21 protein-coding genes and 2 tRNA genes are annotated in these 23,686 nt (G+C 67.4%); 15 read left to right on the forward strand and 8 right to left on the reverse strand.

What is annotated here, in order from left to right; translation table 11 throughout:
* Positions 1-119 precede the first annotated feature (119 nt).
* On the forward strand, positions 120-1,295 hold the full coding sequence (locus ABIC66_RS04830; RefSeq protein ID WP_354068243.1) for a trans-sulfuration enzyme family protein: 1,176 nt from the start codon (positions 120-122) through the stop codon (positions 1,293-1,295).
* Here the strand turns inward: ABIC66_RS04830 and ABIC66_RS04835 are convergent.
* On the reverse strand, positions 1,225-2,214 hold the full coding sequence (locus ABIC66_RS04835; RefSeq protein WP_354068244.1) for a mechanosensitive ion channel family protein: 990 nt from the start codon (positions 2,212-2,214) through the stop codon (positions 1,225-1,227). The genes ABIC66_RS04830 and ABIC66_RS04835 overlap by 71 nt on opposite strands.
* Positions 2,215-2,371: 157 nt before the next feature.
* Between ABIC66_RS04835 and ABIC66_RS04840 the strand changes: the two genes are divergently transcribed.
* Together ABIC66_RS04840 and ABIC66_RS04845 are read left to right on the forward strand one after the other, a co-directional pair.
* Complete coding sequence (locus ABIC66_RS04840) at positions 2,372-3,532, forward strand: DegT/DnrJ/EryC1/StrS family aminotransferase (RefSeq protein WP_354068245.1); 1,161 nt, start codon at positions 2,372-2,374, stop codon at positions 3,530-3,532.
* Positions 3,533-3,626: 94 nt separating this feature from the next.
* Entirely contained in the window at positions 3,627-4,877 is a 1,251-nt protein-coding gene (locus ABIC66_RS04845) for a multidrug effflux MFS transporter (RefSeq protein ID WP_502910293.1), read from the forward strand.
* Positions 4,878-4,985: 108 nt separating this feature from the next.
* Here ABIC66_RS04845 and ABIC66_RS04850 read toward each other — a convergent pair whose 3' ends face one another.
* Positions 4,986-6,599, reverse strand: coding sequence for a cisplatin damage response ATP-dependent DNA ligase (locus tag ABIC66_RS04850; protein WP_354068246.1), 1,614 nt, complete (start codon positions 6,597-6,599; stop codon positions 4,986-4,988).
* Between the two features lie 119 nt (positions 6,600-6,718).
* On the opposite strand from ABIC66_RS04850, the gene ABIC66_RS04855 reads away from it, so the two are divergent.
* Positions 6,719-7,150 carry a PaaI family thioesterase gene (locus ABIC66_RS04855; protein WP_354068247.1) on the forward strand — a complete coding sequence of 144 codons (432 nt, stop codon included), beginning with the start codon at positions 6,719-6,721 and terminating at the stop codon, positions 7,148-7,150.
* Between the two features lie 29 nt (positions 7,151-7,179).
* Here the strand turns inward: ABIC66_RS04855 and ABIC66_RS04860 are convergent, their stop codons facing one another.
* The gene (locus tag ABIC66_RS04860) at positions 7,180-7,983 is read right to left on the reverse strand and encodes an undecaprenyl-diphosphate phosphatase (protein WP_354068248.1); all 804 of its coding nucleotides are present in this window, start codon (positions 7,981-7,983) and stop codon (positions 7,180-7,182) included.
* Between the two features lie 230 nt (positions 7,984-8,213).
* On the opposite strand from ABIC66_RS04860, the gene ABIC66_RS04865 reads away from it, so the two are divergent.
* Both ABIC66_RS04865 and gltB read left to right on the forward strand, forming a co-directional pair.
* Positions 8,214-9,662, forward strand: a complete 1,449-nt coding sequence (locus ABIC66_RS04865) for an NAD(P)-dependent oxidoreductase (RefSeq protein WP_354068249.1) — start codon at positions 8,214-8,216, stop codon at positions 9,660-9,662.
* A gap of 17 nt (positions 9,663-9,679) precedes the next feature.
* Positions 9,680-14,203 carry a glutamate synthase large subunit gene (gltB, locus tag ABIC66_RS04870; RefSeq protein WP_354068250.1) on the forward strand — a complete coding sequence of 1,508 codons (4,524 nt, stop codon included), beginning with the start codon at positions 9,680-9,682 and terminating at the stop codon, positions 14,201-14,203.
* 45 nt (positions 14,204-14,248) lie between these two features.
* Here the strand turns inward: gltB and ABIC66_RS04875 are convergent, their stop codons facing one another.
* Positions 14,249-15,214, reverse strand: a complete 966-nt coding sequence (locus ABIC66_RS04875) for a complex I NDUFA9 subunit family protein (RefSeq protein ID WP_354068251.1) — start codon at positions 15,212-15,214, stop codon at positions 14,249-14,251.
* 169 nt (positions 15,215-15,383) lie between these two features.
* Here ABIC66_RS04875 and ABIC66_RS04880 point away from each other — a divergent pair.
* The 9 genes from ABIC66_RS04880 to ptsN all read left to right on the forward strand — a co-directional run bounded on the left by ABIC66_RS04880 (position 15,384) and on the right by ptsN (position 21,886).
* Positions 15,384-15,470 (forward strand) — tRNA-Leu (locus ABIC66_RS04880).
* A gap of 150 nt (positions 15,471-15,620) precedes the next feature.
* Positions 15,621-16,238: a ribonuclease D gene (locus ABIC66_RS04885; RefSeq protein WP_354068252.1), complete on the forward strand. Its 618-nt coding sequence runs from the start codon at positions 15,621-15,623 to the stop codon at positions 16,236-16,238.
* Between the two features lie 10 nt (positions 16,239-16,248).
* Positions 16,249-16,869: an LPS export ABC transporter periplasmic protein LptC gene (lptC, locus tag ABIC66_RS04890; protein WP_354068253.1), complete on the forward strand. Its 621-nt coding sequence runs from the start codon at positions 16,249-16,251 to the stop codon at positions 16,867-16,869.
* Between the two features lie 62 nt (positions 16,870-16,931).
* Positions 16,932-17,507, forward strand: coding sequence for an LptA/OstA family protein (locus ABIC66_RS04895; RefSeq protein ID WP_354068367.1), 576 nt, complete (start codon positions 16,932-16,934; stop codon positions 17,505-17,507).
* Between the two features lie 9 nt (positions 17,508-17,516).
* The gene (gene lptB / locus ABIC66_RS04900) at positions 17,517-18,275 is read left to right on the forward strand and encodes an LPS export ABC transporter ATP-binding protein (protein WP_354068254.1); all 759 of its coding nucleotides are present in this window, start codon (positions 17,517-17,519) and stop codon (positions 18,273-18,275) included.
* A gap of 205 nt (positions 18,276-18,480) precedes the next feature.
* Positions 18,481-19,974, forward strand: coding sequence for an RNA polymerase factor sigma-54 (gene rpoN / locus ABIC66_RS04905; RefSeq protein ID WP_354068255.1), 1,494 nt, complete (start codon positions 18,481-18,483; stop codon positions 19,972-19,974).
* A gap of 53 nt (positions 19,975-20,027) precedes the next feature.
* Entirely contained in the window at positions 20,028-20,639 is a 612-nt protein-coding gene (locus tag ABIC66_RS04910; RefSeq protein ID WP_354068256.1) for an exopolysaccharide biosynthesis protein, read from the forward strand.
* Positions 20,640-20,701: 62 nt separating this feature from the next.
* A complete protein-coding gene (gene hpf, locus ABIC66_RS04915; RefSeq protein ID WP_354068257.1) occupies positions 20,702-21,334 on the forward strand; it encodes a ribosome hibernation-promoting factor, HPF/YfiA family in 633 nt (210 codons plus the stop codon).
* A gap of 87 nt (positions 21,335-21,421) precedes the next feature.
* Positions 21,422-21,886 (forward strand): PTS IIA-like nitrogen regulatory protein PtsN, encoded by a 465-nt coding sequence (gene ptsN, locus ABIC66_RS04920; RefSeq protein ID WP_354068368.1) that lies wholly within the window; start codon positions 21,422-21,424, stop codon positions 21,884-21,886.
* A 49-nt stretch (positions 21,887-21,935) separates the two neighbouring features.
* Here the strand turns inward: ptsN and ABIC66_RS04925 are convergent, their stop codons facing one another.
* The 4 genes from ABIC66_RS04925 to ABIC66_RS04940 form a co-directional block, all read right to left on the reverse strand.
* A complete protein-coding gene (locus ABIC66_RS04925; RefSeq protein WP_354068258.1) occupies positions 21,936-22,205 on the reverse strand; it encodes a DUF1150 family protein in 270 nt (89 codons plus the stop codon).
* An 84-nt stretch (positions 22,206-22,289) separates the two neighbouring features.
* On the reverse strand, positions 22,290-22,715 hold the full coding sequence (locus ABIC66_RS04930; RefSeq protein ID WP_354068259.1) for an Hsp20 family protein: 426 nt from the start codon (positions 22,713-22,715) through the stop codon (positions 22,290-22,292).
* Between the two features lie 169 nt (positions 22,716-22,884).
* A tRNA-Ala gene (locus ABIC66_RS04935) sits at positions 22,885-22,960 on the reverse strand.
* A gap of 212 nt (positions 22,961-23,172) precedes the next feature.
* Positions 23,173-23,640 (reverse strand): TIGR02300 family protein, encoded by a 468-nt coding sequence (locus ABIC66_RS04940; RefSeq protein ID WP_354068260.1) that lies wholly within the window; start codon positions 23,638-23,640, stop codon positions 23,173-23,175.
* Positions 23,641-23,686 lie beyond the last annotated feature (46 nt).

Raw genomic sequence — 23,686 nt, forward strand, 5'->3', positions numbered from 1 at the left:
TCACCCCAAACTGCTCTGGATGAATCTGGGCCCCGGCTTTCGCCGGGGAAATCGGACGTTGGGGCGTTGTCGCGTCAGGTTCGCCAGCCCATTCTCACTGTTTCCGATCGAGAGTTCATATGACCGACACCCCCGGCAAGAACCGTCTGGACTTCGCCACGCGCACCATCCACGGCGGCCAATATCCCGACCCGACCACGGGGGCGGTGATGGTGCCGATCTACGCCACCTCGACCTATGTCCAGTCCAGTCCGGGCGAGCACAAGGGCTTCGAGTACAGCCGCAGCCACAACCCGACCCGCTTCGCGTTCGAGCGTTGCATCGCCGACCTCGAGAGCGGGACGGCCGGTTTCGCGTTCGCCTCCGGCCTGGCGGCGGCGTCGACCATCCTGGAGACCCTGGACAGCGGCGCGCACGTGATCGCCAGCGACGACCTCTACGGTGGCTCGTTCCGGCTGTTCGACAAGGTGCGCAAGCGCTCGGCGGGCCTGACCTTCAGCTTCGTCGACATGGGCGATCTGGCGGCGGTCGAGGCGGCGATCACCCCGGCGACGCGGATGATCTGGGTGGAGACCCCGACCAACCCGATGCTGCGCCTGGCCGACCTGGCGGGCATCGCCGCGATCGCCAAGGCGCACGGCCTGGTCACCGTCGCCGACAACACCTTCGCGAGCCCCTTCATCCAGCGGCCGCTGGAGCTGGGCTTCGACATCGTCATGCACTCGGCCACAAAGTACCTGAACGGCCACTCCGACGTGGTGGCGGGCGTGGCGGTGGTCGGCGAGAACGCCGAGGTCGCCGAAAACATGAAGTTCCTGCAGAACGCGGTGGGCTCGGTGCTGGGACCGTTCGACAGCTTCCTGGCCCTGCGCGGGGTCAAGACCCTGGCCCTGCGCATGCAACGCGCCTGCGACAGCGCCCTGGAGATCGCCCGCTGGCTGGAAAAGCATCCGGCCATCGAGCGGGTGATCTATCCGGGCCTGGAAAGCCATCCGCAGCACGACCTGGCCAGGCGGCAGATGATCGGCGGCTTTGGCGGCATCATCTCGGCCGAGGTGAAGGGCGGCCTCGCGCCGGCCCGCCGGATGCTCGAGCGCACGCGGCTATTCACCCTGGCCGAGAGCCTAGGCGGGGTCGAGAGCCTGATCGAGCATCCGGCGATCATGACCCACGCCTCGATCCCGGCCGAGCAGCGCGCGGCTTTGGGAATCTCCGACGGCCTTATCAGGCTTTCGGTGGGGATCGAGTCTTGCCGGGATCTGATTTCCGACCTCGACGCGGCTTTATCAGGCTGAGTAGGTGATGGTGCTCGCCCTCGCCCGGCATGACCGGTGAGGGGTCCTTGGCCTTCGTCGGACGCGGCGGCGGCAGGTCGGCGCGCGCCGGGTCCTCGGCCAGCAGATGGGCGGCCAGCATCAGGTCGGTCTTGACCGGACCGAAGTCGGCGGCCGCCGTCCACACCCGGATCGCGGCCTGGGCGAACGCTTCCGACAGGTCGGTCACCTCGATCATCGGGGCCGGGTCCTTGCGGATGCGCGGGTCGCTCTCGGCGCGTTCGCGCAAGCGCTTGAGCACCTGGACGAGGTCGGTCTTCAAGGGGACCTTGAACAGCACGTCGGCCCGCCGGTTGCGGTGGGTCGAGTAGTTCAGGATCACGTCGCCGAACACCTTGCTGTTGGGGATCATCACCTTGACGTTGTCGGGCGTGGCGATCTCGGTGAACAGTAGATCCAGCGCCTTCACCGTTCCCTGGCGAGTCGAGGTCTCGATCAAGTCGCCGACGCGATAGGGCCGGAACAGCAGGATCATCACCCCGGCCGCCACGTTCGACAGGGCGCCTTGCAGGGCCAGGCCGATGGCCAGCGAGGCCGCGCCCAGCACGGCGATGATCGAGGTGGTCTGCACGCCCAGTTGCTGCAGCACCGCCACCAGGCCGATGGCCACGATGGCGTAACGGGCCAGGGACGCGCTGAAGCTCTCCAGGGTCGGGTCTGGATTGTTCCGATGCACGCGGGTCAGGGTCCGACGCATGAACCGCGCCGCCAGTCCGGCGAACCAGAAGGTGGCGATCAGGATCAGGGCGGCGACCACCAGGTTCACCGCCAGCTTGCCCAGCCAGTCGAGGAAATGTCCGAACATGGTCTCGTCGGCTTTCACATTGGCGAGCGACGGCAGCGACGCGTCCGCCGGGATCAGGGTGGGCTTGGTCTTCATGGAGCTCTCGATAGGCGCCCCCGCGCGCTTCGGTCAACGAGAGCGTGCGCTGGCGGTTCCGTCCGGAGCCGTCTATCCGCGGCCAAACAGTGTCGGGAAACAGTCGGTTACATCAATTGGCTCGAAATCGTCATGAACCGACACTAGAGCGTGCGCCATGAGCATGCCCTTCATCGACCTCGCCGCGCAGCAGCGCCGGATCCGCGACAAGATCGACGCCGCCATCGCCAAGGTGCTGGACAGCGGCGCCTATGTCATGGGTCCGCAGGTCCGCGAGTTCGAGGCCAAGCTCGCCGAATTCGGCCAGGCCAAGCTCGCCCTGTCCTGCGCCAACGGCACCGATGCTATCGCCTTGCCGCTGATGGCCTGGGGCGTGGGCCGGGGCGACGCGGTGTTCTGCCCGTCCTTCACCTTCGCCGCGACGCCGGAGGTCGTGCCGTGGGTCGACGCGACGCCGGTGTTCGTCGACGTGCTGCCGGAGACCTACAATCTCGATCCCGCCAAGCTGGAAGCCGCCATCGCCGGCGTGAAGGCCGAGGGACGGCTGACGCCGAAGGTGGTCATCGCCGTCGACCTTTTCGGCCAGCCCGCCGACTACCCGGCGATCAAGGCGATCTGCGACCGCGAAGGGCTGAAGCTGATCGCCGACAGCGCCCAGGGCTTCGGCTGCACACTGAACGGCCAGCACCCGCTGCGCTGGGCCGACGTGGCCACCACCAGCTTCTTCCCGGCCAAGCCGCTGGGCTGCTACGGCGACGGCGGCGCGGTGCTGACCAATGACGCGACGCTCTGGGACCTGATGGACAGCTACCGCGTCCACGGCAAGGCGGTCGGTCCGGACCTCGCGGGCAAGACCTTCGACCACGACCCCAAGTACCTGAACACCCGCATCGGCATGAACTCGCGCCTCGACACGATCCAGGCGGCGATCCTGATCGAGAAGCTGGCGATCTTCGCCGAGGAGATCCAGCTGCGTCAGGCCGTGGCCGATCGCTATGCGCAGGGTCTGAAGGGCGCGGTGCTGTCGACCCCGACCGTGATCGACGGCGGCGTCTCGGTCTGGGCCCAGTACGTGATCGAGCACGCGGACCGCGACGGCCTGGCCGCGCACCTGAAGACGCAGGGGATACCGACGGCGGTCTACTATCCTGTCCCGATGCACGTGCAGGCGCCCTACGCCCGCTTCCCGCGGGGCGTGGGCGGCCTGCCGGTCACCGAGGCCAAGGCCGAGACGGTGCTGGCCCTGCCGATGCATCCCTATCTGGGCGAGGCCGATCAGGCGAAGATCATCGACGCGATCCGAGCCTTCAACGGCTGATCGACGCCGTAGGGACTGGCGTCCGACGCGCCAGGCCCTATATGCCGCGCGTATGCGTCTCGTGGCCGGGGCGTCAGCCCCCGCGAGAAACGCCATGTCCGACACCAATCCCTCGCCGCATCCCGGCATGGGCTTCGGCCAGTTCGTCGCCCTGATCGCGGCGATGATGGCCACCAACGCCCTGGCCATCGACTCGATGCTGCCGGCCCTGCCGCATATCGGCGAGGCGCTGGGGATCCATGATCCCAACGCCCGCCAGTGGGTGATCACCGCCTATCTGCTCGGCTTCGGCGTCGCCCAGCTGGCCTATGGCTCGCTGGCCGATCGCTATGGACGCAAGCCGGTGCTGATGGTCGGCCTGACGCTCTACACCCTGTTCGCCGCCCTCTGCGCCTTCTCGACCTCGTTCGAGATGCTGCTGATCGCGCGGTTCCTGACCGGCCTGGGCGCCGCCTCGACGCGGGTGCTGTCGGTGTCGATCGTCCGCGACTGCTATGCCGGCCGCCAGATGGCGCGGGTGATGTCGCTGGCCTTCATCGTCTTCTTGGCCACGCCGGTGATCGCGCCCTCGCTGGGCCAGGCGATCATGCTGTTCGCCTCGTGGCGCTGGATCTTCGGCGTGCTGTCGATCTTCGGGTTGGTGGTCATGGCCTGGGCGGCGATCAAGCTGCCCGAGACCCAGGACCCGAAAGACCGTATCCCGATCTCGGTTTCAGGCGTGACCTCGGCGTTCAGGATCGCCCTGACCGACCGGATCGCCATGGGCTACACCCTGGCCGCGGCCCTGGTGCTGAGCGGCCTGTTCGGTTTCCTGAACTCCGCGCAGCAGGTGTTCGTCGACGTGCTGGGCGCGGGCGACATCTTCCCGCTGATCTTCGCCGGCATCGCCGGGTCCATGGCCGTCTCGTCGCTGCTGAACGCGCGGATCGTCGAACGGCTCGGCATGCGCAAGGTCTCGCACTGGGCGCTGATCGGCTTCATCGGCGTCGCCGCCGCCCATGCGGTGGTGGCGGCGACCGGTCACGAGACCCTGGTCTCGTTCGCCCTGATGCAGGCCGCGATGATGTTCTGCTTTGGTCTGGTGATGTCGAACTTCGGGGCCATCGCCATGGAGCCGCTGGGCCACGTGGCTGGCGCGGCCGCCTCGATCCAGGGCTTCATCACCACGGTCGGCGGCGCGTTGTGTGGTTTCGTCATCGGCCAGATGTTCGACGGCACGACGGTGCCGCTGACCCTGGGCTTCACCGGCTTCGGCCTGGCGGGGCTGCTGATGGTGCTGGCCACCGAGAGGGGCAAGCTGTTTCAGGCTGGCCAGGTCGTCCAGGCTCCGGCGGCCGCGCGCTAAAGGCTGTCATCCCGGCCAAGCGCATTGGCGCGCCGAGCCTGGATCGCCGGAAGCTCTGAGCCTCTCGCGGTCCCGGCTCTTCGCTTCGCTGCGGCCGGGATGACAACTCTAGTTGTCCAGCATCGCTTCCAGCGTCGCCAACGCGTCGGCCTCCCGCGACGGCTTGTCCCAGCGGATGCGGTTGATGCGGGGAAAGCGCATGGCCACGCCGGACTTGTGGCGGGTCGAGCGCTGCAGACCCTCGAAGGCGACCTCGAACACCAGGCCGAATTCCTGATCGGCCCGCACCGAGCGCACCGGGCCGAAGCGCTCGATCGTGTGGTCGCGGACGAACTTGTCGATCAGCTTCAGCTCCTCGTCGGTGAAGCCGAAATAGGCCTTGCCGACGGGGGTGAGGGCCCGCCGGCCCTCCTCGTCCTCGCGCCAGACGCCGAACGTATAGTCCGAATAGAAGCTGGACCGCTTGCCGTGGCCGCGCTGAGCGTACATCAGCACCGCGTCGATCAGGTGCGGGTCGCGCTTCCACTTGAACCACGGACCCTTGGGGCGGCCCGGCTCGTAGACGCTGTCGCGGCGTTTGAGCATCAGGCCTTCCGACAGCCGCGCGTCGCCCTCGGGCGGGTCGAGGCGCAGGGCGGCCAGTTCTTCCCAGGTCGCGAACGGCTGCAGCGGCGACAGGTCGATGCGCGTCGTCCTCAGCCGCGCCACGAACGCCTCCAGCCGCGCGCGGCGCTCGACGAAGGGCAGGCCGCGTAGGTCCTCCTCGCCGTCCAGCATCAGGTCGTAGGCGCGGATGCCGGCCGGGAAGTTCGTCAGCTGCTTGCCGTCGACCGTCTTGCGGTTCAGCCGCTGCTGCAGGTCGCCGAACGGAGCGAGGGCGCCGTCGCGCAGGACCAGCAGCTCGCCGTCGATCGCGCCCTCGAAGTCCAGCGCCTCGACCACGTCGGGGAAGCTCGCGGAGATGTCGTCGCCCGTGCGGGTGTAGAGCCGGCGCTCGCCGCGCTCGCTGACCGCCTGGACGCGGATGCCGTCCCACTTCCATTCGGCGACGTAGTCGGCGGGATCCAGCTTGGCGAAGTCGACCGCCTCGTCGATCGGCTGGGCGAGCATCACCGGCCGGAACCGGCCCGGCGCGTCGGGCGAGGGGCGTTCGGAACGGCCCTCCAGCCAGGCGAACAGATCGCCATAGGGCGGCGCCATCGCATGCCAGATCTCCTCGATCTCGCCGATCTCGACCCCGCCGAAATTGGCGCAGGCTTGTTTGGCCAGGCGCGAGGAGACGCCCACCCGCAGGCCGCCGGTCATCAGTTTCAAGAGCGCCCAGCGGCCGTCGGGGTCCAGGGCGTCCAGCCAGCCCTCGATCAGCCGCTGGACCTCGGCGCGCGAGGCCGAGTGCAGGGCGTCGATCACCTCGGACAGTTCCGGCGGCCGGTTCGCCCCGGGCTTGGCGGGCCAAACCAGGGCGACGGTCTCGGCCAGGTCGCCGACATAGTCGTAGGACCAGGCGAACAGCTGGGCGTCCATCCGCGCCTCGACCGCCTTGCGGATGAAGGCCGGCTTGGCGGCGTTGAACGACAGCGCGCCGGTCAGGGCCGCCAGGGCGTAGCCGCGATCGGGGTCGGGCGTATTGCGCAGGTGGTCGGCGATCAGGGTCAGCTTGGCGTTGCGCGAGCTGGTCAGGGACAGCCGGTCCAGCAGGTGAGCGAAGGCGCGCATGGACATGGAATGTCGAGCGGCTCCCTTTGTTCAGCCCGTTCTCATATCGAGAGCGTCAGGTCCCTCGCGCAAGAGGGCAAGCACTGCTAGATTAAAACAACTGTTTGAATTCTAGCGAGGCGGCCATGGACGACATCCCCGAGGGCTTCGGCCCTCATACGCGCAAGAGCCCGCTGACCGATCCGTGGGAGCCGCTCCACGCCAAGCCCGCGCCGGACCGGCTGGTGCTGGCGACGCGGGTGCGCGAGGTCCACTGCAATTCGCGCGGCATGCCGCACGGCGGCTTCCTGGCGGCCCTGGCCGACAACGCCATGGGGTTGTCGGTCGGCGTCAACCTAACGGCCGCCCGGCAACAGGCCGGCGGCCTGGTCACCGTGTCCCTGACCCTGGACTATCTGGGCGCGGCCAAGCTGGGCCAATGGCTCGAATTCGACACCGACTTCGTCAAGCTGGGCCGTTCGATCTGCTTCGCCGAGGCGACGGTGCGGGCGGACGGGGTCGCCGTCGCGCGCGCCCGGGCGACGTTCAAGCTGACCGAGGCGAAGGCCGCGGCCTGAGTTTGCTTTTCCCGCGAGGGGAAACGTCCTCAGTGGTGAAGGTACAGCACCGCCAGGCCGGCGATCCCGACCGCGATCCGCCACCAGGCGAATGGCGCGAAGCCGCGCTTGCCGACGAAGTCGAGCATGTATTTCACGACCACCAGGCCCGACAGGAACGACACCACGAAGCCGATGGCCACGATGCCGACATGGCCGGCGTCCAGCGCGTCGCGGTTCTTGTAGACGTCCAGCACGAAGGCGCCGACCATGATCGGGATGGCCATGAAGAAGCTGAACTCGGCCGCCGCCCGGCGCTCGATGCCGAACAGCATCGACCCGACGATGGTCGAGCCCGAGCGCGACACGCCAGGGACCAGCGACAGGCACTGGAACAGGCCGACGATCAGCACCTTGTGCAGCGGCAGATCCATCGCGTCGTGATCGACGGCCGGTGGGGCCTTCTTGTCGATGGCCAGCAGGATGATCCCGCCGATCAGCAGCGACCAGCAGATGATCAGCGGGCTTTCGAACAGGAACTTCTTGATCAGGTCGTGCAGCAGCAGGCCGGCCGCGAAGGCCGGGAGGACGGCGATGATCACGCTCAACGCGAAGCGCCGCGCCTGCGGCTTGGTCGGCAGGCCGATCAGCACGTTCCACAGCCGCGAGAAATAGAGGGCGACCACGGCCAGGATCGCGCCCAGCTGGATCAGCACGATGAAGGTGTCCCACGAGGGATCCTTCAGCCCCATCAGCTCCTTGGTCAGCAGCAGATGTCCGGTGGAGGAGACGGGAATGAATTCCGTCAGCCCCTCGACCAGACCCAGAATGATAGCGCTCAACCAGTCAGGCATGTGTTCGGCTCCAAACCCCGCCCCTGGCGTGCGCCCGACACGGTAAATAGGTCGTAAATCCACAAAGTGGACTAATATGGAGGTCTGTTGAGAGTCGATCTCAAGGATCTCGCCCTTGGCCCGGATATATAAGTCTATATTTTTGACCAACACATTCTTATTGCGCCAAAGAGTCCGTAATAGGCCCGTCCGAGCAATTTTTCTCCCGTGAGGGAGACGAGGGAAGTCGCATGGCCGAGCGCATGCTGAAATTCACGACGGTGGCCCGCAAGACGCCCGAAAAGCGTGCGGCCGCCGACCGTTCCGGTGACTTTCACGAGATCTACGCCGACTTCATCGATGCGAAGGCCTCCGAGCAGGCCTCGCGTTGCTCGCAATGCGGCGTGCCGTTCTGTCAGACCCACTGCCCGCTGCACAACAACATCCCCGACTGGCTGCGGATGACGGCCGAGGGCCGCCTGGAAGAAGCCTACGCCCTGTCCCAGGCGACCAATTCCATGCCGGAAGTCTGCGGCAGGATCTGCCCCCAGGACCGTCTGTGCGAAGGCAACTGCGTCATAGAGCAGTCGGGTCACGGCACCGTGACGATCGGTTCGGTCGAACGCTACCTGACCGACAAGGCCTGGGAGATGGGCTGGGTGAAGCCGCTGGTCGCCGGTCCGGCGCGCGGTCAGTCCGTCGGTGTCATCGGCGCGGGCCCCGCCGGCCTGGCGGCGGCCGAGATGCTGCGCGAGGCGGGTTATGATGTCACCGTCTACGACCGCCACGACCGTCCCGGCGGCCTGCTGATCTACGGCATCCCGGGCTTCAAGCTGGAAAAGGACGTCGTCGAGCGCCGCACCCGTCGCCTAGCCGACGGCGGCGTCGTGTTCAGGCTGGGCTTCGAGGTCGGCAAGGACGCCACCCTGGAAGACCTGCGCGCTCAGCACGACGCGGTGTTGATCGCCGTCGGCGTCTACGCCGCCCGCGACCTGACCGCGCCCGGGTCCGGCAACAAGGGCGTGGCCCCGGCGCTGGACTATCTGATCGCCTCGAACCGCGTGGGCCTGGGCGACACCGTGCCGGCCTACGAGTCGGGCGAGCTGAACGCCGAGGGCAAGGACGTCGTGGTGGTCGGCGGCGGCGACACCGCCATGGACTGCGTGCGCACCGCCATCCGCCAGGGCGCGGCCTCGGTCACCTGCCTCTATCGTCGCGACAAGGCCAACATGCCGGGCTCGATGCGCGAAGTGGCCAACGCGGAAGAAGAAGGCGTCACCTTCGAATGGCTGGCCGCCCCGCGCGCCTTGTCGGGCGAGGCCGAGGCCGTCACCGGCGTGCGCGCGATCCGCATGCGCCTGGGCGCCCCGGACGCCTCGGGCCGTCAGAGCCCCGAGGAAATCCCCGGCGGCGACTTCGATCGCCCGGCCCAGCTGGTGCTGAAGGCTTTGGGTTTCGAGCCCGAGAACCTGCCGGAAGCCTGGTCCGCCCCCGACCTGAAGGTCACCCGCTGGGGCACGGTCAAGGCCGACGTCCGCAACCAGATGACCAATCTCGACGGCGTGTTCGCCGCCGGCGACATCGTCCGCGGCGCCTCGCTGGTCGTCTGGGCGATCAAGGACGGCCGCGACGCCGCCGACGCCATCCACCGTTACCTGCAGGCCAAGGTCGGCGCGCCCGCGCTGATCGCGGCGGAATAAGAGAGAGGACCAAGACCATGGACCAGATGGACCTCTATCTGAAGAACCGCCAGGCGCTGATCGACGGTCACGCCTACGACCCGTCGACCGAGCGCGACGCCTGCGGCGTCGGCCTGGTCTGCGCCATCGACGGCCAGCCGCGCCGCGAGGTCGTCGAGCTGGCGATCAAGGCCCTGAAGGCCCTGTGGCACCGGGGCGCGATCGACGCCGACGGCAAGACCGGCGACGGCGCCGGCGTGCTGGTCTCGGTCCCGCAGGACTTCTTCGTCGACCAGGTGCGCCGCACGGGCCACGCCCTGCGCTCGGGCCCTGTCGCCGTCGGCCAGATCTTCCTGCCGCGCACCGACCTGGGGGCCCAGGAGGCCTGCCGCACGATCGTCGAGGCGGAAGCCCTGCGCTTCGGCTTCTACATCTATGGCTGGCGCCAGGTGCCGGTCGACACCTCGGTGATCGGCGAGAAGGCCAACGCCACCCGTCCGGAAATCGAGCAGATCATGCTGGCCGGTCCGGCCGGCTTGGAAGGCGAGGCGCTGGAGCGCGCCCTGTTTCTGTGCCGCAAGCGCATCGAAAAGCGCGTCCACAGCCAGAACATCAGCGACTTCTACATCTGCTCGTTCTCGGCCAAGTCGCTGATCTACAAGGGCATGTTCCTCGCCGAACACATCGACGAATTCTATCCCGACCTGAAGGATGACCGCTTCGCCGCCGCCGTCGCGATCTTCCACCAGCGCTATTCGACCAACACCTTCCCGCAGTGGCGTCTGGCCCAGCCCTTCCGGATGCTCGCCCACAACGGCGAGATCAATACGATCAAGGGCAACGTCAACTGGATGAAGTCCCACGAGATCAAGATGGCCGCCCAGGCCTTCGGCGAGTTCGGGGACGACGTGAAGCCGGTGATCCAGCCGGGCGGCTCGGACAGCGCCAACCTCGACAACACCTTCGAGGTGCTGGTGCGCGCCGGTCGCGACGCGCCGATGGCCAAGGCCTTGCTGGTGCCAGAAGCCAACAATCCGAAGATGAAGGCCGCCCACAAGGCGCTCTATTCGTACTGCAACGCCGTGATGGAGCCCTGGGACGGTCCGGCCGCCCTGTGCGCCACCGACGGCCGCTGGGTCGTGGCCGGCAAGGACCGCTCGGGCCTGCGTCCGCTACGTGTGGCCTATACCGACGACGGCCTGGTGATCATGGGCTCGGAAGCCGGCATGTGCGGCGTCGACGAAGCCCGCATCACTCGCAAGCTGGCGATCTCGCCGGGCCGGATGATCGCGATCGACCTGGCCGAGGGCCGCCTCTACGGCGAGAACGAGATCATCGACGAACTGGCCGAACGCCACCCCTACACCGAGTGGCTGGGCAACATGGTCGATCTCGAGAAGGAGATCGGCCCGGGTCCGGAGCCGCGCAAGTATGGCCGGGAGGAGCTGACGCGCCGCCAGGCCGCCGCCGGCTACAGCCTCGAGGACATCGAGATGGTCCTCGCCCCGATGGTCGAGGAAGGCAAGGAAGCCGTCGGCTCGATGGGCGACGACACGCCGCTGGCGGTGCTGTCGGAGAAGTACCGGCCGCTATCGCACTACTTCCGCCAGAACTTCAGCCAGGTGACCAACCCGCCGATCGATCCTCTGCGGGAGACCGGCGTGATGAGCCTAAAGACCCGCTTCAAGAACCTCGGCAACATCCTGGCCCAGGACGCCGCGCAAGCGGATGTGTACGTGCTGGAAAGCCCCGTGCTGACCACCGGCATGTACGAGCGGATCCACGGTCTGCTGGGCGAGAAGAACGTCGCGGTCATCGACTGCACCATGCCCTTGCCGGCGCCCGAGGCCCGGGGCGGCGACGCTCTGCGCGCCAACCTCGACCGCATCCGCGCCGAGGCCGAGGACGCGGTGCTGCGCGGCTGCGGCGCCATCGTCCTGACCGACGAGGCCAGCGCGGAGGACCGCGTCGGCCTGCCGATGATCCTGGCCACCGGCGGCGTCCACGCCCACCTGGTCGCCAAGGGCCTGCGCTCTTACGTGTCGATCATCGTTCGCTCGGCCGAGTGCCTGGACACCCACTATTTCGCGGTGCTGGTCGGGGTCGGGGCCACGGCGGTCAACGCCTACCTGGCCCAGGAAAGCTTCCAGGACCGCCTGGAGCGCGGCCTGGTCGGCGACAAGTCGCTGCGCGACGTCTGCATCAACTTCAAGACGGCCATCGAGGGCGGCCTGCTGAAGATCATCTCCAAGATGGGCATCAGCGTCATCTCCTCGTACCGCGGCGGCTACAACTTCGAGGCCGTCGGCCTGTCGCGCGCCCTGGCGGCCGAGTTCTTTCCTGGCATGCCCTCGCGCATCTCGGGCATCGGCCTAGCCGGCATCGAGAGCAAGACGGTCGAGCTGCACCGCAAGGCCTGGGGTACGGCCGCCGTCACCCTGCCGGTCGGCGGCCTGTACAAGGCTCGCCGCTCGGGCGAGGCCCACGCCTTCGAGGCGCGTCTGATCCACACCCTGCAGACGGCCTGCGACACCGGCGACTATGAGCTCTATCGCCGCTGGTCCAACGGCCTGCGCACCCAGAAGCCGATCCAGCTGCGCGACCTCTTGGACTGGCGCTCGGACCGCAACCCGATCTCGACCGACGACGTCGAGAGCGTCAACGAGATCCGCAAGCGGTTCGTCACGCCGGGCATGAGCCTCGGGGCCCTCGGTCCTGAAGCGCATGGCGCCCTGAACATCGCCATGAACCGCATCGGCGCCAAGTCGGTCTCGGGCGAAGGCGGCGAGGACAGCGCGCGCTACAAGCCGCTGCCGAACGGCGACAACCCCAACAGCGCCATCAAGCAGGTCGCCTCGGGCCGGTTCGGCGTCACCGCCGAATATCTGAACCAGTGCGTCGAGCTGGAGATCAAGGTCGCCCAGGGCGCCAAGCCCGGCGAGGGCGGGCAACTGCCCGGCTTCAAAGTCACCGAGATGATCGCCCGTCTGCGTCACTCGACGCCCGGCGTGATGCTGATCAGCCCGCCGCCGCACCACGACATCTATTCGATCGAGGACCTGGCCCAGCTCATCTACGACCTGAAGCAGATCAATCCGGTCGCCCGGGTGACGGTGAAGCTGGTCGCGGCCACCGGCATCGGCGCCATCGCCGCCGGCGTGGCCAAGGCCAAGGCCGACGTGATCCTGGTCGCCGGCGGCGTCGGCGGCACGGGCGCCTCGCCTCAGACCTCGGTCAAGTACGCCGGCGGTCCGTGGGAGATGGGCCTGTCGGAAGCCAACCAGGTGCTGACGCTGAACAACCTGCGCCACTCCGTCGTCCTGCGGGCCGACGGCGGCATGCGCACGGGCCGCGACATCGTCATCGCGGCCATGATGGGCGCCGAGGAGTTCGGCATCGGCACCGCCTCGCTGGTGGCGATGGGCTGCATCATGGTCCGCCAGTGCCACTCCAACACCTGCCCGGTCGGGGTTTGCACCCAGGACGAGGCCCTGCGCGCCAAGTTCACCGGCACGCCGGACAAGGTCATCAACCTGTTCACGTTCATCGCCGAAGAGGTGCGCGAGATCCTGGCGGGTCTGGGCTTCAAGAGCCTGCAGGAGATCGTCGGCCGCACCGACCTGCTGGCCCAGGTCAGCCGCGGCGGCGAGCACCTGGACGACCTCGATCTGAACCCGCTGCTAGTTCGCGCCGATCCGGGCGCCAACAAGCCGTACAACACGGTGGTCGGCCGCAACGCGGTGCCGGACACGCTGGACGCCCAGATCGTCCGCGACGCCGCGCCGCTGCTGGAGCGCGGCGAGAAGATGCAGCTGACCTACACGGTCCGCAGCACCGCCCGCACCATCGGCACGCGCACGTCCAGCCACATCGTCCGCAAGTTCGGCATGAAGGGTCTGCCCTCGGGCCACCTGACCGTTCAGCTGAAGGGCTCGGCCGGTCAGAGCCTGGGCGCCTTCGCGGTCCAGGGCCTGCGCATCGAACTGACCGGCGAAGCCAATGACTACGTCGGCAAGGGCCTGTCGGGCGCGACGATCGTCATCAAGCCGGCCCGGGGCCTGGCGGCGCCGGAGACCAACACCCTGATCGGCAACACCGTGCTGTTCGGCGCCACCTCGGGCCGGCTGTTCGCGGCCGGCCAGGCGGGCGAGCGCTTCGCGGTCCGCAACTCGGGCGCCACCACGGTGGTCGAGGGCTGCGGCGCCAATGGCTGCGAATACATGACCGGCGGCCAGGTGGTGATCCTGGGTCCGACGGGCGGCAACTTCGGCGCGGGCATGACCGGCGGGATGGCCTTCGTGCTCGACCAGCACGACCGCTTCGAGGACAACATCAATCCCGACAGCATCGTCGTGCAGCGCTTGGCCTCGCCCTATTGGGAAGGCGTGCTGCGTTCGCTGATCGCCGAGCACGCCCGCGAGACGGATTCGGTGTTCGCCGAGACCCTGCTGCGCGACTGGGATCGGGTCCGAGGCCAGTTCTGGCAGGTCTGCCCGAAGGAAATGATCAGCCGCCTGCCCCAGCCGCTGGCGGCCGAGGAAGCGGTGCACGAACGCGCCTGATCACGAGTTCCCCTCTCCCGCGATGGGAGAGGGGAATTGAAGCCTCTAGAACGCGCCCGCCGGGGTCTCGGCGTACTGGCCGCCCTTGCGGTAGCGATAGAGATAGGTCGGGACCACGGCCTCGACGGAGGTCGGGATCACCCCGACCTCGGCCAGGCCCGGCAGGCCGCCGTCGGCGACGTTGTCGCTCTTCAGCATCTCGACCTGGTCGGAGGTCACCGGCGGGGCCAGCGGGATGATCCCGGCCTGGAGGTCGCCCAGCGCGCCCAGCAGCGAGGCGATCGGCCAGGGCAGCGGGGCCAGCGGGCGGGCGCGTCCGGTCTCGGTCAGCACCAGCTGCAGGATCTCGCGCATCGTGTAGACGGTCGGGCCGCCCAGCTCGTAGGTCACGCCGACGGCGGCCGGGCTGGCCACGGCCTTGGCGATCGCCGCGGCGACGTCGCCGACGAACACCGGCTGGATGCGGCTGTCGCCGCCGACCAGCGGCACGACCGGGGCCAGGGCCGCGATCTGGGCGAACTTGTTGAAGAACTTGTCGTCGACGCCGAACACCAGCGACGGCCGCACGATCGTCGCGCCCGGGAAGGCGGCGCGGACAGCGGCTTCGCCCTCGGCCTTGGTGCGGAAGTATTTCGACTCGGAATCGGCCTTGGCGCCCAGGGCGCTGACATGGACCAGATGCCTGACGCCGAGCTTCGCGGCGGTCTCGGCCACGGTCTTGGCGGCCATGACGTGCACCGACTGGAACTTCTGGCGGCCGCTCTCCCAGAGCACGCCCACCAGGTTCACGCAGCCCTCGGCGCCGTCCAGGGCGCGGGCCACGGAGGCGGGATTACGGACATTGGCTTGGACCACCTCGATCTGGCCGACATCGCCCAGCATGCGCATGCGATAGGCGAGATTGGGCTGGCGCACGGCCACCCGCACCCGATGGCCCGCCTTGGCCAGAGCGCGCACGACCTGGCTGCCCACGAAACCCGTGCCGCCGAACACCGTGACAAGACCCTGCATCTTCATTCCTCGTCGCATGCGATGACCCATCGCGATCAAGGGGGGATTAGACGACCACGGCCCTGTTCGCAACGAAATCACGATTTGTCGATTTTTGGCTGTTGACGCGGTCAGAAGCTTTCCCTAAACGTCCCGGCCTCGCGGCGACCTAAACCGGTTGCTCCCGCGGGCCCAGGTGGCGGAATTGGTAGACGCGCTGGCTTCAGGTGCCAGTGACCGAAAGGTCGTGGAGGTTCGAGTCCTCTCCTGGGCACCACCCCTTACCAAGCTTCTTCGAGAAGCGGGGTGGCGCCAAACTTCCCAACGGATAGATATCCCGTTCATCGTGAGTATAAGTGACGCGCGCCTATATCGGGCGTGTGGCTCGGCGCGTCAGCGCGGTATCCTCGCCGGAGATTTCTGAGACTTGGCCAATTTTGTTCACGAGGGCGACCTGCCCGACGGCGTGTTCGCCGGGGCGAGCGTCATCGCCATCGATTCGGAGACCATGGGCCTGCGCCTGGGCCGCGACCCGCTGTGCGTGGTCCAGCTGTCGTCGGGCGACGGCGACGCGCACGTGGTGCGCCTGAAGCGGCCGACCTACGACTGCCCGAACCTGAAGGCCCTGCTGACCGATCCGGCCATTCTGAAGCTTTTTCACTTCGGCCGCTTTGATATCGCCATGTTCGAACTCCATCTGGGAGTCGTGACCGCGCCCGTCTACTGCACCAAGATCGCCTCGAAGCTGGCCCGCACCTATACCGACCGCCACGGCCTGAAGGACGTGACGCGCGAGTTGTTGGGCGTCGAGCTGTCGAAGGTCCAGCAGTCGTCGGACTGGGGCGCGCCGGCGCTTTCGCCCGAGCAGGTGGCTTATGCGGCCTCGGACGTGCTGCATCTTCACGCCCTGCGCGACAAGCTAAACATCATGCTGGAACGCGAAGGCCGCATGGCCCTGGCGCAGCACGCCTTCGACTATCTTCCCCACCGCGCCTCGCTCGACCTGGCCGGCTGGGAAGAGGTCGACATCTTCGCCCATAGCTGACGGCGGACGGATGCACCCCACCGCGGTCATGACCGGACGAGCGATGAGCGCGGACCTCGCGCGCTGGCGCCGTCGCTCGCGCCGCGTGCTGGCCGCGCGCATCCTGCTGCCGGCCGCGATCGCGATCCTGCTGCTCGCCGTGGCGTCACAGGTCGGGTGGCGCACCTACATGGCCGCCACCCATCCGCCGGCCGAGGCCAAGACCGAGATCCGCCTGATCACGCCGCGCTTCTACGGCCAGTCGACCGACGGGCGCAGCTTCATGATCACGGCGCGTTCGGCGATCCGCGACGACAACGATCCGCGTCGGATCATCCTGGATGATCCGGCCCTGACCCTGGATCTCGGCTCGCCGACCCCGACGCGTATGACCGCCAAGCACGGCGTCTATCGCCAGGACAACTTCGGCCTGAACCTGAAGGACGACGTCCGGCTGGACGATGGCACCGGTTACCGTTTCGCGTCGGAGGAATCCTTCGTGGACACCAAGACCGGAAATGTTTCGGGTGAGACCACCATGAATGGCGAAGGTCCCAGCGGACAGGTGCAATCTCGCGCCTACTCCGTATATGACAAGGGCGATCGCATCGTCTTCCGAGGCGGGGTTCGCGCGCGGTTCGAACGGCAGTAAAGAAGACAAATGGCGCAGGTTCGCGTAAGGCGCGAACAGCGACGGATAAGGACATGGTTCTGATGAAGCGATGGACGGCGGCGGCGGCGACCGCGTTGATCCTGGCCGGCGGTTCGGCCCACGCCCGGCAAAGCGACTCGAGCGCGCCGATCGATGTTTCCGCCGACAACCAGGAAACGATCAACAGCAAGTGCATCACGATCTTCACCGGCAACGTGGAGATCTTGCAGGACCGCTCGCGCCTCCGCGCCCAGAAGGTCACGATCTACAGCGCCCGCAAGTCTGGCGCCGGCGCTGGCGCCGACGCGGCCAACGCCTGTGGCTCGGCCCAGCGGATGGAGGCCGAGGGCGGCGTCTATCTGGCCAGCGAACAGCAGTATTCGCGCGGCGACCGCGCGGTCTACACCTTCGACAACAACATTGCCGTGGTCACCGGCGACGTGGTGCTGGTCAAGGGCAAGGACGTGGCCCGCGGCGACAAGCTGACGGTCAATACCAAGACCAACGACGCCAAGCTGGAATCCAGCACCCCCGGCCGCGCCTCCAAGCGCCGCGTGCGAGCGGTGTTCTATCAGGACGACAGCAAGAAGACCGCCGACGCGCCGGCCGCGGCCGAACAGCCCGCCGCCCCGCGCTAGGACCGGTTCATGACCCTGACCTCCAAAGACATGGACGGCCTGTTCGTCGATTCCGTGGGCAAGTCGTTCGGCGACCGTCCGGTCGTCAAGAACGTCTCCCTGCGGCTGAAGCGCGGCGAAGTGGCCGGTCTGCTGGGGCCCAACGGCGCCGGCAAGACGACCTGCTTCTACATGGTCACCGGCCTGATCGCCGCCGACTACGGCGCGATCTATCTGGACGGCGAGAACATCACCGCCCAGCCGATGTTCCAGCGCGCCCGCCTCGGTGTCGGCTACCTGCCGCAGGAGGCTTCGATCTTCCGGGGCATGACGGTCGAGCAGAATGTCATGGCCGTGGTCGAGATGCGCCAGAAGGACCCGCGCAAGGCCCGCGAACAGGTGACGAGCATCCTTGAGGAGCTGCGCATCACCCACATCCGCAAGTCGCCGGCCGTGGCCCTGTCGGGCGGCGAGCGCCGCCGCGTGGAAATCGCCCGGGCCCTGGCCAGCGAACCGTCGTTCATGCTGCTGGACGAGCCGTTCGCCGGCATCGATCCGCTGGCGATCGCCGATATCCGCGACGTGATCGGCTACCTCAAGAGCCGCGGCATCGGCATCCTGATCACCGACCACAATGTGCGCGAGACGCTGGACATCATCGACCGCGCCTCGATCATCCACGCCGGCGAAGTGCTGTTCGAGGGCTCGCCGCGCGAGATCGTCGACAATCCGGAAGTTAAGCGCGTCTATCTGGGCGACAGCTTCAGCGAGCCCCGATTAGGTGACTAAATGCGCGCAGGGGTGGGCAAAAATCGCCTGCGTCACCCCTCCGCGGCCGGATCAAGTCATTGTCCGGCAAGGGTTAATAGCTTTGGCATGATATTTTCCGGGGCGGAACGTCGCACCGGCCCAAGAATTGCAGGCGTTGGCGACCCGTTAACCAAACTGGCCCTTCAATGGCGATCGAAGTTGTTCGATTTGTCAGGAGGGCGCATTGGCGCTCAGCCACCGACTAGAGCTCCGGCAGGGCCAGGGCCTCGTCATCACCCCGCAGCTGCAGCAGGCCATCAAGCTGCTGCAGTTGTCGAACATCGAGCTCGACGCCTTCGTCGAAGCGGAGCTGGAGCGCAATCCGCTCCTGCACCGCGACGAAGGCGAGCACGAGCCCGCCGGTGAGGTCGAGGCCGAGCGCGCCGCCAGCCAGACCCAGGTCGACGTCGTGGCCGACACCACGGCCGGCCGCGAGATGGATGCGCCGGCCGAGGATGTCTCGCCGGGCGAGCGCGCCACCGGCGACGGGGCTGAAGCCGAACACGCTGGCGGCCAGATCGACTGGTCGCGCGCCGGCGGCGGCGGCTCGTTCGAGGGCGACGACACCTACGAACGCGCCCTGACCGACACCCCGACCCTGTCCGCGCACCTGCGCCAACAGCTGGTCCAGGCGGCTCTGTCGCCGGCCCGCAACGCCATCGCCGAGATCCTGATCGACGCCGTCGACGAGGGCGGCTACCTGCGCCTCGACGTGGTCGACCTGGCCATGCGCCTGGGCTGCAAGCTGGAGCTCGTCGAGGAGACCCTGGCCGTCCTGCAGGGTTTCGAGCCCGTCGGGGTTTTCGCCCGCGACGTCCGCGAGTGCCTGGCGCTGCAGCTGAAGGACCTGAACCGCTACGATCCGTGCATGGCCGCCCTGCTCGACAATCTCGAGCTGCTGGCCAAGCGCGACATGGTCGGCTTGCGCCGCATCTGTGGTGTGGACGACGAGGATCTGCGCGACATGATCGCCGAGATCCGCGCGCTGACCCCTCGCCCCGGCGCGGCTTATCACAGCGAGCCGGCCGAGACCCTGGTGCCCGACGTCATGGTCCGCGAGGGCCTAGGCGGCATGTGGCACGTCGAGCTGAACACCGACACCCTGCCACGCGTGCTGGTCGACCAGCGCTATCACGCCCGGATTTCCAAGGGCGCGCGCACCGACCAGGAAAAGACCTTCGTCTCGGACTGCATGGCCACCGCCAACTGGCTGGTGAAGAGCCTGGACCAGCGCGCCAAGACCATCCTGAAGGTCTCCAGCGAGATCGTCCGCCAGCAGGACGGCTTCCTGGCCTTCGGCGTCGAGCACCTGCGCCCGCTGAACCTGAAAACCGTCGCCGACGCTATCGGCATGCACGAGAGCACGGTCAGCCGGGTCACCTCGAACAAGTACATCGCCACCCCGCGCGGTGTGTTCGAGCTGAAGTTCTTCTTCACCTCGGCCATCCAGTCGTCGGAAGGCGGCGAAGCCCACTCGGCGGCCAGCGTCCGTCACAAGATCAAGGGTCTGGTCGACGCGGAGAAGAGCGAGGCCGACGTGCACTCCGACGACGCGATTGTCGAAATTCTAAAGGCCGCCGGGGTCGACATCGCCCGCCGGACCGTGGCCAAGTACCGCGAGGCCTTGCGGATCCCCTCGTCGGTCGAGCGTCGTCGCCTGATGAAAGAAACCGCCTGATCGTGTGATCCCGAAACGCTCGCGCGCGTTTCCGTGCGTTGGGAAGAGTTGGGATGATCGAGAAGAGTCTGGCGGACGTGATCGAGGGCTTCGGCGAGGACGCCAGCCCGGTCCTGACCGTCGGCGAGATGCTGGAAGCGTTCGACAGCCGCGCGTTCGGGGCCATGCTGCTGGTCTTCGGCCTGCTGAACACCCTGCCGTTGCCGCCCGGCTCCTCGACGATTCTATCGCTGCCGATCCTGTTCCTGGCCCCGCAGATCGCCATGGGCGCCGACACCCCGTGGCTGCCGCGCGGCCTGAGCGAGAGGCCCCTGACGCGTGACGACCTGCGCGGCCTGTTCCGACGGCTGGCGCCGATCGTCCGCAGCATGGAGCTGATCACCCGGCCGCGGCTGCGGCCAATGTTCGCACCGCTCGGCGAGCGGGCGATCGGCGTGGTCTGCACCTTGCTGGCCCTGGTGCTGGTCCTGCCTATCCCGCTGGGCAATCTGGCGCCGGGCGCGACGGTCGCTGTCCTGGCCCTGGCGCTGCTTCAGCGGGACGGCGTCCTGGCGCTCCTCGGCTACCTGATGGCGCTCGGAAGCGGCGCCCTATTGTTCGTGAGCGCCCATGTCGTGATCATGGCCGTACGCAAGCTTCTGAGTGTTTTTTCCGGCCTTGTCTGATGGTCCCTTAAGGACCGATGGCGCCGCTTGACACCCGTCTCCGACAGGCGCGTTGTTAGCTCATGCAAGTCCAAGTTTCCGGCAAGCATGTCGACGTTGGCGAGGCTCTGCGAGCGCGAGTCTCCGACGAAATCGCCCTGAGCATTGGGAAATACTTCGATCGCGGCGGCGCCGCCGAGGTCGTGGTCAGCAAGGATGGCTACGCCTTCCGTGTCGATTGCTCGGTAAAGCTGGCTTCGGGTCAGCAACTCATCAGCCATGGATCGGGCGGCGACGCGCACGCGGCGTTCGACTCGGCCCTGGCCAAGATCGACACGCGGATTCGACGATACAAGAGGCGGCTGAAGAGCCACTCGCCGGCGGCCACGGCCAAGCAGGTCGAGAACGCCGCCATGTTCGTCCTTCGAGCCCCGGACGTGGACGAAGGCGAAGAGCACGACTGGGATGTGGACGCCGACCACCCGACGGGCGCGCCCGCGGCGATGGTCATCGCGGAGACCCAGGCCGCGGTGAAGACGATGACCGTTTCCATGGCTGTCATGGAACTGGACTTGACCGCCTACCCGGCAATCGTGTTTAGGAACGCCGCCCATGGCGGATTGTCCGTGGTCTACCGGCGTCCAGACGGGAATATCGGCTGGATCGACCCCGAACGCACGAAGTCGCTGAACGGGCACGGGTCAACGGCGAGCTAACCTCTCCATGGCATGGTGGGTGGCGTCGTCGGCGGACTCGCGGCGACGGCGCCAAGGCGGTCGACAATGAGCGAGCGTTGGAAGTCCATGACCATCGGCGATCTTCTCGACCCGGGAGCTGTGGCGCTGCGCGTCTCCGCCCCGGGCAAACGCCAAGCTCTTTCCATGGTCGCCGACGTCGCCGCCCGGGTTCTGGGCGTCGACGCCGACGTCGCGTTGGAAGGTCTCATCGAGCGTGAGGCCGCCGGTTCGACCGGCGTGGGCGAGGGTGTGGCCATTCCGCACGCGCGCCTGGACGGGCTGGACCGCGTCCGCGCGGTTCTGGTGCGTCTGGATACGCCAGTGGCGTTCGACGCCCTGGACGACAAGCCGGTGGATCTCCTTGTGGCGCTGTTCGCCCCGCGCGAGGCCAACGCCCAGCACCTGCGGGCCCTGGCCCGGGTGGCGCGAATGATGCGCCAGCCGGAGACCCGCTCGGCCCTGCGCCAGGCCCGCTCGGCCGACGCCATCCATGTTCTGCTGACGCACGAGGCGACCAGCACGGCGGCCTAACCCGCCAGGCCGTCAGGGAAGCCCCTGGACGGCCTTTTCGCGTCTTGGGCTAGTGGACCGACACCGGGGCCAGTTCGTGGGCCAGGGCGGCGGCGATCGCCGTGTCGCGATCGATCATGACGGCCAGGCGCGCGCCATCGGCGCGGCACACCGCGTACAGCGTCTGGTCCGGGGCCAGGTTGAAATCCTCCACGCCCTCCGGGACGTCGGCGAGGATCTCGGCCGCCTTGATCGGGCGGACATAGACGAGGTCGGGCGCGCCAAGGGCCGCGAAGGCTTCGCTCGTGAAGAGCGGGTTGTGGTGGGTGTTGGGCGTCATGATGACCACCTCCTTGATGAGGGAACGCGCCGTTTCCCGGCCGGTTCAGCGCCGCGCCGGTAGGGGCGAGTTCCGCGCGGCCTTTCAGCCCGCGCTGCGAATGGGAATCTTCTTGATCAGGCGCTCGGGTTCGGGCCTGGCGAGGTCGATGTGCAGGAGGCCGTGCTCGAGAGTCGCGGCGGTCACCTCCATGCCCTCTGCGAGGACGAAGGTGCGCACGAAGCCTCTGGCGGCGATGCCCCGGTGCAGGAAGGCCCGCTCGGCCTCGATGCGACCGTCCTGATCGCGCTTGCCGGCCACGATCAGCTGGCCGCCTTCGATGGTCACCTGCAGCTGGTCGGGCGAGAACCCCGCCACGGCCAAGGTGATGCGCACGCCGCCGTTGTCGGCCTGCTCGACATTGTAGGGCGGATAGCTTTCCGAGGCGGCCTTGGCGGCGCGCTCGATCAGGTCTCGGGTGTGTTCGAAGCCCAGCAGGAAGGGGCTGTCGAACAGGATCGTCCGGGTCATCGCGAAGTCCTCGCTGAAGCGACTTCGTTCGCGGAGACAAACCCGAGGATCGGCGCGAGGCCCCACGACACGGATCCAGATGTGGAGGCCGTGGACGAAGGGTTCAAGAGGAGCGGGGAACTTGGGCCCAGAAATGGACAAGGCCCGGACGTTTCCGTCCGGGCCTTGATGGTGGAGCTAAGCGGAGTCGAACCGCTGACCTCTTGAATGCCATTCAAGCGCTCTACCAGCTGAGCTATAGCCCCAATTTTTTCCAGCGACCTTGCGGTAACTCTCGGAAATCCTTGGTCTCTTCGGTGCTTCGACTGGTGTCGCTCCCCGAAGAGGCGCGGAACCTAGTCCGGGATTTTTTTGGGATCAAGCCTCTTCTCGAACTTTTTTCGAGAAAAGTGTCGCACCCCGAAAAACCCCTGTGGACAGCCGGTTTCAGCACGCCAAAACCGGCTGTCGCACGAGATTAGTCTTCGTCGCCCTCGCCGGGCAGACCCTCGATCTCGTCCTCGAGGATGTCGTCGTCGTCCTCGTCCTCCAGGAACGGAACGTCGTCGGCCTCGTCTTCGGCGAGATCCTCGTCCTCGGCGAAGTCGACGCCCAGGTCGTCGCCGCCCGCGGGGGCCGGCGCGCCCGGATCGACGTCTTCGTCCTCGGTCTCGATGACGTCCGGCTCGACCTTGTCGATTTCCGGCGTTTCATCGATCTCGTCCTCGAAGCCGTCCTCGTCCTTGGGAGCGGGGGCGGGCTTCTCGTCCTCGGCGTCATAGTCCGGCGTGATCGAGCGAGCCCGGACGCGGCGCGATTTCAGCGCCTCTTCAGGGTCGAACGACTCGCCGCACTTGGGGCACACGGCCGGACGACGGCCGAGATCGTAGAATTTGGATTGGCAGTTGGGGCAAATTTGTTTTGCGCCCAATTCGGGATTGGCCAAGTTGGCGACCCTTTGATCCGGATGGGAAAAGCGGCGGGTCACTTGC

The sequence above is a fragment of the Caulobacter sp. 1776 genome, assembly GCF_040545685.1.
GTDB lineage: Bacteria > Pseudomonadota > Alphaproteobacteria > Caulobacterales > Caulobacteraceae > Caulobacter.

Bases quoted from the DNA above. Each gene is read 5' to 3' on its own strand.
- ABIC66_RS04830 (WP_354068243.1), top strand. From the start codon at position 120: ATGACCGACACCCCCGGCAAGAACCGTCTGGACTTCGCCACGCGCACC.
- ABIC66_RS04835 (WP_354068244.1), bottom strand. From the start codon at position 2,214: ATGAAGACCAAGCCCACCCTGATCCCGGCGGACGCGTCGCTGCCGTCG.
- ABIC66_RS04840 (WP_354068245.1), top strand. From the start codon at position 2,372: ATGAGCATGCCCTTCATCGACCTCGCCGCGCAGCAGCGCCGGATCCGC.
- ABIC66_RS04845 (WP_502910293.1), top strand. From the start codon at position 3,627: ATGTCCGACACCAATCCCTCGCCGCATCCCGGCATGGGCTTCGGCCAG.
- ABIC66_RS04850 (WP_354068246.1), bottom strand. From the start codon at position 6,599: ATGTCCATGCGCGCCTTCGCTCACCTGCTGGACCGGCTGTCCCTGACC.
- ABIC66_RS04855 (WP_354068247.1), top strand. From the start codon at position 6,719: ATGGACGACATCCCCGAGGGCTTCGGCCCTCATACGCGCAAGAGCCCG.
- ABIC66_RS04860 (WP_354068248.1), bottom strand. From the start codon at position 7,983: ATGCCTGACTGGTTGAGCGCTATCATTCTGGGTCTGGTCGAGGGGCTG.
- ABIC66_RS04865 (WP_354068249.1), top strand. From the start codon at position 8,214: ATGGCCGAGCGCATGCTGAAATTCACGACGGTGGCCCGCAAGACGCCC.
- gltB (WP_354068250.1), top strand. From the start codon at position 9,680: ATGGACCAGATGGACCTCTATCTGAAGAACCGCCAGGCGCTGATCGAC.
- ABIC66_RS04875 (WP_354068251.1), bottom strand. From the start codon at position 15,214: ATGCAGGGTCTTGTCACGGTGTTCGGCGGCACGGGTTTCGTGGGCAGC.
- lptC (WP_354068253.1), top strand. From the start codon at position 16,249: ATGCACCCCACCGCGGTCATGACCGGACGAGCGATGAGCGCGGACCTC.
- ABIC66_RS04895 (WP_354068367.1), top strand. From the start codon at position 16,932: ATGAAGCGATGGACGGCGGCGGCGGCGACCGCGTTGATCCTGGCCGGC.
- lptB (WP_354068254.1), top strand. From the start codon at position 17,517: ATGACCCTGACCTCCAAAGACATGGACGGCCTGTTCGTCGATTCCGTG.
- ABIC66_RS04910 (WP_354068256.1), top strand. From the start codon at position 20,028: ATGATCGAGAAGAGTCTGGCGGACGTGATCGAGGGCTTCGGCGAGGAC.
- hpf (WP_354068257.1), top strand. From the start codon at position 20,702: ATGCAAGTCCAAGTTTCCGGCAAGCATGTCGACGTTGGCGAGGCTCTG.
- ptsN (WP_354068368.1), top strand. From the start codon at position 21,422: ATGACCATCGGCGATCTTCTCGACCCGGGAGCTGTGGCGCTGCGCGTC.
- ABIC66_RS04925 (WP_354068258.1), bottom strand. From the start codon at position 22,205: ATGACGCCCAACACCCACCACAACCCGCTCTTCACGAGCGAAGCCTTC.
- ABIC66_RS04930 (WP_354068259.1), bottom strand. From the start codon at position 22,715: ATGACCCGGACGATCCTGTTCGACAGCCCCTTCCTGCTGGGCTTCGAA.